Raw genomic sequence first — 11911 nt, 5'->3', positions numbered from 1 at the left:
CCCCCCCACCACTCCGTTTCAGCCCAGCCGAATAGTAAACTCACTAAATCGCTAACTGCGGTTCCGTAGTCGGGTCGTTCTGATGGGGCCTCACCCCCTAGCCCCCTCTCCTAGGGGAGAGGGGGAACTAGCTCTAATTTTTAGAAGCCAGTATAAAAGGTTGATTATTAGTTTAAAACTAAACTAGAGTTAGTCCCCCCTCTCCCCTAGGAGAGGGGGCTAGGGGGTGAGGCGAACGTTGGAACGACCCGACTGCGTAACATCAGTCACTAAACCGCTAATTCACTTCTACTGCTGGTGTACCCGGCCGCTACCGGCGGTGGAGCTGCTGACTTTGGCGCCGCCAGTTATATACACGTTGCCGGAGCCGGCAATGCTGGCTTCCAGCGTTTCGGTGGCGTTTACGCGGCAGTTGCCGGAGCCGCTGATGCGCACGTTGCACTTTTCGGAACGCACCTTCTGGGCCTGCATTCCGCCTGAGCCACTGATCCGAATGACTTGGCGAGGGGCAGAGCCGCCGTTAATGCTGATGTCGCCGGAGCCGGAGATAGAGGTTTGCAGCTCGTCGGCCTGCACTTGGCCCAAGTCCATCTTGCCGGAGCCGCTCACGGTTAAGTCGAGGTCTTTGGCTTTCACCCCTTCATCTGCCCTCATTCTGCCAGAGCCACTCACGGTCAGCGCGCTAATGTTAGGCACCGTCACGTACACCGTCACCGGCCCTTTGAAGCTGTAGTTCGACCAGCTCATGCCTTTTTCCTGCTTGGTGCCGATGCGCAGCTTTTCACCACTAACCGTGGTTTCGAGGTGCGAGAGGTCTTCGGCGTTGGCATCCACTACCACCTTTTGGGGGCTGCCCTGCACCAGTATCACCGTGGCTGAGCCCGCTAGGGTTACTTGGTTGAAACTGGCCACTTCGCGCGTTTCGCGGCCAGCAGTGGCTACAAAGCCCGACAGCAGCAAGGCGCTGGCAAGTACAGGGGAAAGGAAGTTGCGCAATGTTTTCATGACGAGAACTGGTTAGAAGTAATACATCCAAATAGATGTATGCCCGCCCCAAACCGTTGCCTGGCCGCGGAAATCATTGCTAATAAATCTATAAGCAGCAACCACTATTGCGGCATGGAGGCTAGCTGGCTGCTCAGGACCGACAGCGGCACGGTGCAGCCTTCACGCTGCAAATAGTCGAGGCCCCAAGTGGCCATGGTTTCCAGCAGCGGCCTGATGCGCTGGCCCCGCTCGGTGAGGGTGTATTCCACTTTGGGCGGTACTTGTTGGTAGATGGTGCGCAACACAATGCCATCCTGCTCTAACTCGCGCAACTTCTGAATTAGCATTTTCTCGGTGACTTCGGGCGTGAGCCGCCGCAGCTCGCCGTAGCGGCGGGTGCCTTGCAGCAGGTAAGAGAGTATCAGGAGCTTCCACTTACCGCCGAGCACGTTCAGGGTGGTGCGCACTGGGCAGAAGTCGAAAGGGGTGGATTGGGTGGCCGTTTGCCAGAGCACTTCGGCCGCTTGCTGTTTAGTTGGCTTGGACATGAAAAATAATGTGGCTGATTATCAGTATTACTGTGTAAAAAGTAGGCACCTGACTTTTTGGTAGGTACTTGCTAATAGGGAAGGTAGGAAGTTTCCTTTGTGCAAGCAAAATGCCACCGCGTAGGCGGCCGAAAGCGCTGGTTCACAGTTTACTTCAACCTCATCTGATTCCCATGTCGAAACACATTGTAGTTACGGGTGCCACGGGCAATATTGGCAGCGCTTTGGTTCATACCCTCTTGCAGCAAGGCCACCGCGTGACGGCCGTAGCCCGCCCCAGCCAGCGCTTCGATGCCCTGCAAGCAGCCGGCGCCACCACTCACCCCGGCGACTTGCACGATACTGCTTCCCTAACCGAAGCCCTGCGCGGTGCCGATGCTGTTTTCCTAATGATTCCGCCGAACGTAACGGCGCCTGATGTGCTGGCGCATATGCGCCAAGTGGGCGAGAGTCTAGTGGATGCCGTCCGTGCCGCAGACCTCAAACAGGCCGTGTTCCTCAGCAGTATCGGTGCCGACCAGCTCGCGGGCACCGGGCCAGTGGTAGGTGTGCACCACCAAGAGGCCCGCCTCAAGGCCGTGGATGGCTTGCAGGTAGCGTACCTGCGCCCGGCTTACTTCATGGAGAACTTCCTGGCCAATATTGACCTCATCCAGCACATGGGCATCATCGGTTCTGCCATGCGCCCCGACCTGGCATTTCCGATGGTCGCAACCCAAGACATTGCCGCCAAAGCCGCTGAGCTGCTGAATCAGGGATTTGAGGCGGGCTCGGTGCACTATATACTAGGTCCCCAAAGCTATACTATGCAGCAGGTAGCCCAGGTCATTGGCCAAGCCATCGGCCGCCCCGACTTGCCCTACGTGCAATTCCCCTACGACCAAGCCAAGCAGGGCATGGTGCAGGCTGGCCTCTCCGAAAACATGGCCAGCCTCTACGACGAAATGACGCGCAATATGAACGAGGAAAAAGTCATGGTGAAAGAAGAGCGCACTCCCGCCAGCACCAGCCCAACCACCTTGCAGCAGTTTGTTGAAACCGTGTTTGTCCCGGCCTTCCAAGGCGCTACCGCCGCTCAACCAGCCTAGCAGCAGCGTGCATCCTGAGAATTCGAGAACAACGCCCACGGCAAGTCCGATGGGCATTGTTTTTTGTGCAGCTTTAGGTATCCGATACTGGCCGAGCTTCGGCCGCTTTCCCGCCTTCGCCATGCATGCTCACGAACAGCTTCTGCACCGCTTCTACCAAGCTTTCCAGCGCCGCGAACACGCTGGCATGGCTGCTTGCTACCATCCCGACGCCACGTTCGAGGACGCCATTTTCCGGCTGCAAGGCCCTGAGATAGGTAAAATGTGGCGCATGCTCTGCGAAAAAGGCAAGGATATGCGCCTGGCTTACAACGACATTCAAGCCGATGAGCAGCAGGGAAAGGCCACTTGGGATGCGCATTACACGTTTTCCCAAACCGGCCGCTTCGTGCACAACCACGTGCAAGCCAGCTTCACCTTCCAAGACGGGCTCATCCGCACGCACCACGACCAGTTTGGTTTCTGGCCTTGGTCGCGCCAAGCCTTAGGCCCCATAGGTTGGCTGCTCGGTTGGTCGGGCTTCCTGCAGAACAAAGTGCGCAAATCGGCCGCCGAGGGCCTAGCGAAATACAGAGTTGCTTCCGATAAAGCGGTTGGCAGCTGAGTGGCTAGCCAGGGAAAGGGGATGATACCCAGGACTGGAAAAGTTTGGGACCAGGAGTTCATTAGAAACTAGTTGCTTTCTCAGCTGAGAAGGAGCTAGGGGTGGTTGACTCTCCGTTGTTTATGTAGAACGTCCTGCTTGATCTGGCGTCCGCTTGTCGACGCATCTCGCTGGTGTAGCAACCAATGCCACTACAACCTCAGCACGCGAGATACTTCCTGTTGTCAGCAGGACAGTTACCACTCCGGCATCAGCACACGAGATGCTTCGACTACGCTTCCGGTCCCTGGCTTGATGCGCCACGTGCGGACGCCAGATCAAGCGTAGCCATTGCTTTGACAACGTTAGCAACGGCTATCAACCATTCTTAGTCCCTCCTCAACTGAGGGAAACCAGCTTGCTAGCCTCTGGCCCTGAACAGCTCTAACTTACCATTTCGCTCTTCACAACCTCACTCTCAAATCACCGGCTCACCAACTTACGGGACTATCAGCGCCATCTTGCTGCGCCCGTTTCACTACTTCGGCGCCTACTTTTTCGCCCATTTCCAGCCCCACAGTGTTATCGACGCGGAAGTAAATGCCGGCCTCGAAGCGCGATTCGGCAACTTCTTTGGCATTCTTTTGGAAGATCTTGGTGTCTTCTGGAAACAAGTAGCTCAGCACCATGGCCCGTGCATTAAAGATAGTAGTATGGCCCGAAGGGTAGCCTGGATGGGGCGGGGTGCCGGGCAGCGCGGGCGAGTACGTGGCAATGCTAAGCAAGCCATAAACGCGGGCCGCGCGGGGAGCATCGAGGTGCTGATTGGTTTCGAATAGCTTTCGGTCGGTTACCTCGCTCCTAATGCAAGGCATGTCAACCACGCAGCTCGTGTAAGAGCTGCATCACCTCATCGGCACGCTCGGCGGGTACAAACAGGTGGTCGTGGTAGTAGCCCGACACGGGGTTGACGCTGATACCGTGGGCGGCCAGCAGGCCGGTAATGCGGGCCAGAAAACCCACGGCTTCGAGGCTGGAATGCACGGTGAGCGTAATCCAGCGGCAAGGATAAACCGCCGCTAGTCCGACCTGCGCCGCTTCGTCTGCCAACACGATCAACGTTAGGCCTTCCGCCTCGCGGAACGTGGCCACGGGCGCAAGCTGCAGCAGCAACTGGCCTGGTGGTACCGTGCAGAACACGTAGACTTCCGGGTTTAGCACAGGCTCCAGGGTGCGAAGCAGAGCGTCTAGGTTGGTTTCGCCGGGAGTTAGCTGCATGGGCTACCAGATGGTGACGCGGGCGGAATCGGGGCGGTAGAGCTTGTCGCCGGGCTTCACGTTGAAGGCCTCGTAGAAAGCAGGCACGTCGGCGAAGGGGCCATTAACGCGGTAATTGGCCGGCGAGTGTACATCGGTGAGGATGCGTTGGGCCAGTATCTCGTCGCGCTGATGGCTTTGCCAGCCGAGGGCGTAACCGAGGAAGTAGCGTTGCGTGGGCGTGAGGCCGCCTATTTTCTCGCCTTTCTTGTATTGGTCGGTTTTCTTGAAGGCATCGTAGGCAATGACGATGCCACCGAGGTCGGCAATGTTTTCGCCGGCCGTGGCCTTGCCGTTGATGTGCAGCGAATCGAGCACGGTGTAGCCGTTGAACTGGCGCACGATCTAGTTGACGCGCTGCTGGAAGGCGGCCCGGTCTTTCTTGCTCCACCAGTTGCGCAGGTTGCCTTTCTCATCGAACTGGCTGCCCTCGTCGTCGAAGCCGTGAGTCAACTCGTGGCCGATGGTAGAAGCGCCAGCATAGCCGTAGATGATGGCGTCGTCGGCGTTGGCGTCTTGCAAACCAGGAATGGCGAAGATGGCGGCCGGCAACACGATTTCGTTGTTGCTTGGGTTGTAATAGGCGTTATAGGTCTGCGGGGTCATGCCCCATTCGGTGCGGTCGACGGGCTTGCCGAGCTTGTTGAGCTCGTAGTGATATTTCCACTGGCTGGCGCGCATCATGTTGGCGGCGTACGAGTCGCGCTTGATTTGCAGCGTCGAGTAGTCTTTCCATTTGTCGGGGTAGCCTACTTTCGGGGTGATTTTGGTGAGCTTCACCAGCGCCTTTTGCTTGGTGGAGTCGCTCATCCAGGTCAGGGCCTGGATATGCTCGCGGAAAGCGGCCACCACGTTTTCGGTGAGCTTGGCGTAGCGGGCTTTGGTTTCGGGCGAGAAATACTCTTTCACGAACAGCTGGCCCAATGCTTCACCCATGGCGTCTTCCTCGTCGTCGAGCACTCGTTTCCAGCGGGCGCGCTGCTCTTTGCTGCCTTGTAGCACGGTGCCGTAGAAGCGGAAATTCTCGTTGTCGAAGGGGGCGCTTAGGTGGTCGGCGTAGGTGTGGAGCAGCTGCCATTGCAGGTAAGCTTTCCAGTCGTCAACGGGCGTGGTACGCAGCAAGCGGCCGGCTTCGCGGTAGAACTCCGGCTGGCCCACAATAACGGTGTCTACTTTTGTTTTGCCGAGTTTCATTTGCGCTAGCCAGGCTTGCCAGTCGAGGCCGGGCGCAAGCTTGTTGAGGTCGGCAACGGCCATCTTGTTGTAGTTGGCATAGGGGTCGCGCAGGGCTTCGAGCTTGCGCGAAGAGGCCGCCAGGGCGGTTTCCAGCTTCACTATTTGGGTGCTGTGGCGTTGCGCGGTGGCAGCATCTTCGCCCATCAGCTGCAGCATTTTGGCTACGTGGCCGCCGTACTCTTTGCGGATGTTGGTGGTGCGCTTGTCTTTGTTGAAGTAATAGTCCCGGTTCGGCAGGCCCAAGCCGGCCTGGTAGAGGTAGAGCGCCATCTTCTCGCTGTTTTTGCTGTCCTGCGACACGAAGGGACCAATCAGGGCATTCACGTTCAGCGGAATCAGGCGGGCAATGGCGGCCTGCACGTCGGCGGGGGTACGCAGCGCGGCCAGGCGGTCCAGCTCGGGCTTCAGCGGCGCAATGCCTTGCTTGTCAATCGTTGCCGAGTCCATGCCGGTCGCCCAAAAGTCACCGATTTTTTGCTGGGTGGTGCCAGGGGCTGCTTTGGCGCTGGCGGCTTCTTTATTGAGGGCCAGCAGGCGGGCGTACACTTCGTCTTGCACCTCTTTGCCGATGCTCCAGCTGCTTTCCGAGGCCGGAATAGGGTTCTGTTGAAGCCACGCGCCATTGGCGTACGTGAAAAAGTCGTCGCCGGGGCGCACGGTGGTATCAAGGTTGGCCTGGAGCAGGTCGGGCTGGCCGGCGCCGGTTTTAGTGCCTGATTGGCAGCCACCCAAGGCAAGCAAGAGAGCTGGCGCGGCCAGCAGCCACCGCCGGGAAGAAAGAAACGTCATGGTGTTGCAGAAATCAAGATGAGAGAAGCGCAAGCGTGAAAATATCTATTCAGCACCAACGAAAGAAGCAGGCCAAGCTCGTCGGGTTGCAGGATGTTGCTGCCAAATTGTTCCACTGGGTAGGAGAACATCTTGCTAGGGCGAATGTATAGTAAGGGAAAAGCTCGTCCTGCACAGGCATAGCCGAAGTATCTCGCCTGCTAACGTGTGGTACTAGCTGCTACGCGGTGCAGGTCGTTCAGGCGTGGGCCTCACCCCCTAGCCCCCTCTCCCGTGGAGAGGAGGAACTAGTGCTAGTAAGAATAAACTCTAAAAAACTAAACGCTAGTTCCTCCTCTCCACGGGAGAGGGGGCTAGGGGGGTGAGGCAACCACGAAGGACGATACAACTCCGTAACCGCTAGTACTACTCCCGCGTCAGCAGGCGAGATACTTCGGCTGCGCCTCTGCAGGCCAGGCTGCTAGCGTCTGTCAATCCATAGTTCTTACTCCTTAATCAAATCTATGTCGCTTAAGCTACTCTTGCTCCTCAATTTCGCGCTGGCGGCTTACCTGACGGGGCTCATCTGGACGGTGCAGGTGGTGCATTATCCGAGCTTCGCCCACGTAGCGCCCGATAAGTTTGTGGCCTTCCATCAGCAGCATTCCAACCGCATGAGTTGGGTGGTAATGGGCCCGATGCTGTTGGAACTGGCGCTGGCGGCGTGGCTGGCTTGGCAGGGGCGGAGCTTGGGGGCGGCCGTGTGGTGGGCGTTGGCGCTGGTTGTGCTGGTGTGGGCGGCTACGTTCTTGGTGTCGGTGCCTTTCCACAACCGCCTCGCCCACGGCTACGACTACGTGGCCATCGACGGGCTGGTGCGCACCAACTGGCTCCGCACCCTGGCCTGGACCGCCCGGAGCGGGCTGTTGGGGTGGTTGCTGTGGAAGATTCTGTAAATGGAAGTAGACGGGACAGATTTTTCATGGCTCCCTATGCGTTGCACGTTGCGCTCTACACCGTCACTTCAGAAGTTTCGAGAAAAGTTAGTGCAAGCTCAACCTAACTCATTGAGGCCGAATAGCGTAAGGGCAAGACGTTTTACATCACCCTATTCACGCTTACAATCATGAAACAACCTAAGCAACCCAACGCAGCCAGCAACGATATTTACGAAGCTGGCGCGACGAATCAGTCGACTGCCTCTGATGGCAACGGCTCCGGTAACCTCCTCGATCAAGCTAAGCAGTTGCTTAATAAAGGAAGCATGGGCGACATGCTCACCCAAATTCAAGTGCCACAATCTGTGAAAGATGCGGGTACCGGCGCTTTAGCGAAAGTCAACAAGCTCAGCACCACGCAAAAAGTGGTAGGCGGAGCATTGCTGGCCGCAGGCGTCGGCTACTTGGCCGTGCGCAACCGCAAGCCCAAATCGACGGGCCAGGCTGCTACGCTGCATGAGCTGCTGCTATTCGTCAACGACCGGATTGAAGGCTACCAGCGCGCCGTAGAGGAAAGCCAGGATACCAAGCTGCAGGGCTACTACAAGCAGCTGGTAAGCCAGAGCCAGCAGTTCTCCAACAAGCTCAACACCTATCTGCGTCAGCAGGAAGGAACCGGGTCCGAAGAGAAAGGCAAAACGCTGAAAGGTCGCCTCTACCGCGCCTGGATGGACACGAAAGCCGCCCTCACTGGTGCCGACGAAAAAGCCATCCTCGGCTCCAATATCTACGGCGAAGAGTGGGCTCTGAAAGCCTACGAAGATGCTCTGAACGACCATACCCTAACTGGTTCACTGCGCTTGGAAGTAGAGCGTCAGTATGCGCTGTCGCAGAAAACCTACAAAGAGCTGCAGAAAATGGACAACAAGCTGTAAGCCAGCTGTTCCACTAGTTATCGAAGCCCCGTCAGCAGAAAATTACTGCTGGCGGGGCTTCCTTTTTATGACGCTTTCAGGCGGCAGCCGTTGCAGAAACTCGTAGATACCGCCAGGAGCAACCGCCATTTGTGTCGTTCAACATATCTTCCGGTTGTTTGCAACTTGCCAGCTCATTCTGGTGCGCCCCTATTCTTGCTTACTTACATGCTACCTCCCGCTGCCGATTTTCTGCCCGAACTAGAGTTTCAAACCAGCCGTAGCAGCGGCCCCGGTGGCCAAAACGTGAACAAGGTGGAGTCGCGAGTGGAACTCCGGTTTCGCCTCGCCGCTTCCGAACTGCTCACCGACGAGCAAAAGCAAACCCTGCAGCAAAAGCTCGCCTCGAAGCTCACGGCCGAAGGCGAGCTGCTGGTAGTGGCACAAGAAGACCGAAGCCAGCTCCGCAACCGCGAAATAGCGTTACGCAAGTTTCATGATCTGCTGGTCAAGGCCTTGCACAAACCCAAGCCCCGCAAAGCCACCAAGCCGAGCAAAGGCGCCGTCCGCCAACGCCTGGAATCCAAGAAAAAACACGGCGAGAAAAAGGCCAATCGGAAGAGGTTTGATGGTTGATTGTTGAATTGCTGATTGTTAGATGGTTGAATGGTTGATTGCTGAATGGTTGATTGATCGCCCTTGTGCGGTTAGGCGGCGTAAGAGCAAGCCATCAGTTAACAATCAACCATTCAACAATCAACCATTCAACAATCAACAATCACTCAATTCAAATCCAAGCCAAACAGCACGCCAAACCAGGGCTTGCGCTGGTAAATCCAGTTGGGGCCGTCGGGGCCAAGCAGTTGATCAACTCCAACGGCTAGGCCTAGATTGAAAATGCGGGCATCATAAATAAAGGCGGCGCCTAAATGCACCACGAAGCCCTCGTATTCGGCCACTTGAGCCTGCTGGTTGGTAACATCGGGGTTGACGATAGTGGAGCCCAAACCAGTGAACACACCGTAGCCTAAGCCTACCGTGCGTATCTGCGGTTCTTGCTGACCGTTGAGTAACAGCCGGCTGTTAACGTGGTAAAAATCGAGGCGCCTACCCAAGTAAAGGGCCGCGTTGAAGTTGGTGTTGAGCTGCACCGGTACCGGCCCCTGCGGTGGGCGGGCCTTAAAGGGAATGGTAAACACATCGAGGTCGAACTTCCGATCAAGCAGAATGACGTGCTGGCCTCGGCGCAAAGGGTAGCTAAAGCGACGCGGCGTGTTGTCGGCGGCCTGCGCCAGAAACTGCAGTGTATCGTGCTGCTGCTCCACATAAACGGCGCGGTTGGGCCCTATGGTAGCGGCCAGGGCGGGCGCGTTGGTGCGGAAGAGTTGGTAGTTGCCGGGTTCCAGGGCCGGCAGCCGCCCCACGGCGGCACAGCCCGCCAGCAACCCGCCGGCGCCGGCCAACCCGATCAACTGTACGAGTCGAAGAGCAGATTTCCGACGTAGTGAGTAAGAGTGCAACATAGCGGCCGTGTTGAGCGCTGCAAGTTTAGGCGCTAAATCCAGCCTTTACGCTTGAACCACACATAAATACCAACTGATATGATTACCATGCTCACCATGGCTATCGGATAGCCAAACTTCCAAGTTAGCTCGGGCATGAACTCGAAGTTCATGCCGTAGATGCCGGCAATGAACGTAAGCGGCAGGAAGAAAGCCGAAAATACCGTCAGTACACGCATGGCCTCATTGGTACGCTGCGACGACAACGAGAGGTATAGATTCATAAGGTTGGTGGCGCCCCCATCGAGCTGCTGATAGAGCGTTTCCACTTTCACTTGCAAATCCTGCGTGTCTTGGAGCAGGTTGCTGTCGGAGGAGTTGGATGCCGTTTGGCGCCGCAGCATGGTCAGGATGTCGCGGGTGAGCAGCAGAAGCTGCTTGGCCGCCGACGCTTTGCGTTTCAGAAAGTAGAGGCCTTGCAAGGCGTTAGGCACTTCCTGCTTCAGAAATATCTCGGCCTCGTAGTCGTCTAGCTCTTTGGTGAGGGCCATGGCCGGCTGCACGTAGCTATTGAGGGCGTAGCGCACAATATGAATGGCTACTTCCACGGGCGAGTCGCATTCTTCGCCGGGGGAGCAGGCCACGTTCCGCAGCTTGCTCAAGACCGGGTGAGGCCGCCGGTGCACCGTAATCAGGTACTTGCTGGTGTAGAAGATAGCAATCTTGGTGCTTAGCTCCTGAATGGTATCGGCCTGGCTGTTTTCGGGCATGCTAAGCACCCGCAGTATCACGAAGTTCAAGCCGTTGGTGGCTTCGAACTTCGGTAAGTGAGTGGGCTCCAGACAGTCGCGCACCAGCGAATCGGGCAGGTCGTACTGTTCGGCCACGGCTTGCAGCTCGGCCGCGGTTGGGCTGGTGATATCGAGCCAGGCAAAATCGGCTTCTTGCCGTGTGAGAAGAGTTTCAGTCATAGGAAGAAAGGCAGCTGGCACAGTGCGCTGCGTAGAAGCTAGCCAGCCTGTGCGTACTACATACGGCTTGGCATGGCTCAAGAGTTGATTAATTAGCACGAAGCAGTGCTTTACGGCCCATAAACGCAGCCACATTTAGTTGACTGTTTCGCTTCAGCGCAGCCTGTAAAATCCTATAGTTGAGCTTGTTATTTTTCAGGCAAACGGTAGTGGGTTTCGAGTGTTGAGCTTAGGCTGTAAGCGCAAGCTCGACCTTTAACCTTCTGTATATGTTGACGTTATGATAAGTATTCTATGCGCTGGTATCTTGATGCTTATCGAAAGAAAGCGCGTTCAATCTTTTCCTAACCCTTTCAAAAACATGTATATGCACAAATTAAATGAAACCACTCCTCGTCGGAATTTTCTGACCAATTCAGTGAAAGGCAGCCTAGCATTCGGCGTCGGGATGTCGGCATTTGCTTCGCTGCTCCAGTCCTTTACCTTCGCTGAGGACGAAGAATCGGGCTTACTCCTGCAAGGGGCGGGCGCCATTACCACCGAAGCGCAGTTTCGGGCGGCCATAGCCGGACCCGTCAATACGTCGATGATGAGCAGCCAACTGGCCGCTACGCAAGCCACTAATCCGTACGCCAAGCAATTTGCGGGCTTCGAGTTGGAAGAAACCAAAGGCATGGTGAGCATTCTGAAAGACATGGGCACCACCCCACCGCCGCCCGATGCCAAAGCGCAAGCTATGATGACCCAGATGAAGTCGGCCACCGGCGCCGCTTTCGACAAAGCCTATATCACGGCCCAACTCCAGACCCACCAGCTGCTGCAAAGCCTCACGCAAGGCTACCTCGCCAGCCCCGCCCCCGCCAAAACCAATATGATGGAGATGCACGGCCGCCACATTGCCACCCTGGCTCTGGCCACCATCAAAGAGCACGTCGCCATTACGCAGCGCCTGTCTACAGTGTTAGGCAGCTAGCGAGTGAATGAGTAAGTGAGTGAAGCTGTGAATGAGTGAAGTAGCCTCCGGCGCGAATGGCGCACACGTCAGTTGACGTAGGCTAC

At 56.8% G+C, this 11911-nt stretch carries 12 protein-coding genes and 1 pseudogene; 6 read left to right on the top strand and 7 right to left on the bottom strand.

All coding sequences use genetic code 11. The features are described 5' to 3' along the window. Positions 1-288 precede the first annotated feature (288 nt). Together VF639_RS06635 and VF639_RS06630 are read right to left on the bottom strand one after the other, a co-directional pair. Complete coding sequence (locus VF639_RS06635; protein WP_331145106.1) at positions 289-1005, bottom strand: head GIN domain-containing protein; 717 nt, start codon at positions 1003-1005, stop codon at positions 289-291. Positions 1006-1109: 104 nt separating this feature from the next. Beyond that, positions 1110-1535: a winged helix-turn-helix transcriptional regulator gene (locus tag VF639_RS06630; protein WP_331145105.1), complete on the bottom strand. Its 426-nt coding sequence runs from the start codon at positions 1533-1535 to the stop codon at positions 1110-1112. 173 nt (positions 1536-1708) lie between these two features. Here VF639_RS06630 and VF639_RS06625 point away from each other — a divergent pair, with 173 nt between their 5' ends. Then, positions 1709-2623: an SDR family NAD(P)-dependent oxidoreductase gene (locus VF639_RS06625; protein WP_331145104.1), complete on the top strand. Its 915-nt coding sequence runs from the start codon at positions 1709-1711 to the stop codon at positions 2621-2623. A 121-nt stretch (positions 2624-2744) separates the two neighbouring features. After that, positions 2745-3227 (top strand): nuclear transport factor 2 family protein, encoded by a 483-nt coding sequence (locus VF639_RS06620; protein ID WP_331145103.1) that lies wholly within the window; start codon positions 2745-2747, stop codon positions 3225-3227. Between the two features lie 470 nt (positions 3228-3697). Here the strand turns inward: VF639_RS06620 and VF639_RS06615 are convergent, their stop codons facing one another. From VF639_RS06615 to VF639_RS06605, 3 genes and pseudogenes are all read right to left on the bottom strand, one after another. Beyond that, a complete protein-coding gene (locus VF639_RS06615) occupies positions 3698-4081 on the bottom strand; it encodes a phosphatase PAP2 family protein (RefSeq protein WP_331145102.1) in 384 nt (127 codons plus the stop codon). Position 4082: 1 nt separating this feature from the next. Beyond that, positions 4083-4484 (bottom strand): ACT domain-containing protein, encoded by a 402-nt coding sequence (locus VF639_RS06610; RefSeq protein WP_331145101.1) that lies wholly within the window; start codon positions 4482-4484, stop codon positions 4083-4085. 3 nt (positions 4485-4487) lie between these two features. After that, positions 4488-6548: pseudogene (locus VF639_RS06605) on the bottom strand (M13 family metallopeptidase). 503 nt (positions 6549-7051) lie between these two features. On the opposite strand from VF639_RS06605, the gene VF639_RS06600 reads away from it, so the two are divergent. The 3 genes from VF639_RS06600 (at position 7052) to arfB (ending at position 9015) form a co-directional block, all read left to right on the top strand. After that, positions 7052-7483 (top strand): hypothetical protein, encoded by a 432-nt coding sequence (locus VF639_RS06600; protein ID WP_331145100.1) that lies wholly within the window; start codon positions 7052-7054, stop codon positions 7481-7483. A 170-nt stretch (positions 7484-7653) separates the two neighbouring features. After that, entirely contained in the window at positions 7654-8400 is a 747-nt protein-coding gene (locus VF639_RS06595) for a PA2169 family four-helix-bundle protein (protein WP_331145099.1), read from the top strand. 207 nt (positions 8401-8607) lie between these two features. Then, positions 8608-9015 (top strand): alternative ribosome rescue aminoacyl-tRNA hydrolase ArfB, encoded by a 408-nt coding sequence (arfB, locus tag VF639_RS06590; RefSeq protein WP_331145098.1) that lies wholly within the window; start codon positions 8608-8610, stop codon positions 9013-9015. Positions 9016-9161: 146 nt separating this feature from the next. Here arfB and VF639_RS06585 read toward each other — a convergent pair whose 3' ends face one another. Both VF639_RS06585 and VF639_RS06580 read right to left on the bottom strand, forming a co-directional pair. After that, a complete protein-coding gene (locus tag VF639_RS06585) occupies positions 9162-9902 on the bottom strand; it encodes a hypothetical protein (protein ID WP_331145097.1) in 741 nt (246 codons plus the stop codon). A 32-nt stretch (positions 9903-9934) separates the two neighbouring features. Then, entirely contained in the window at positions 9935-10852 is a 918-nt protein-coding gene (locus VF639_RS06580) for a magnesium transporter CorA family protein (protein ID WP_331145096.1), read from the bottom strand. A 367-nt stretch (positions 10853-11219) separates the two neighbouring features. Between VF639_RS06580 and VF639_RS06575 the strand changes: the two genes are divergently transcribed. After that, the gene (locus tag VF639_RS06575) at positions 11220-11825 is read left to right on the top strand and encodes a DUF4142 domain-containing protein (protein ID WP_331145095.1); all 606 of its coding nucleotides are present in this window, start codon (positions 11220-11222) and stop codon (positions 11823-11825) included. The last annotated feature ends 86 nt before the right edge of the window (positions 11826-11911 follow it).

Source organism: Hymenobacter sp. (genome assembly GCF_036387835.1).
Lineage (GTDB): Bacteria > Bacteroidota > Bacteroidia > Cytophagales > Hymenobacteraceae > Hymenobacter.
Note: the sequence above shows the minus strand (reverse complement) of the source record. Positions and strands in the feature narration are given on the sequence as shown.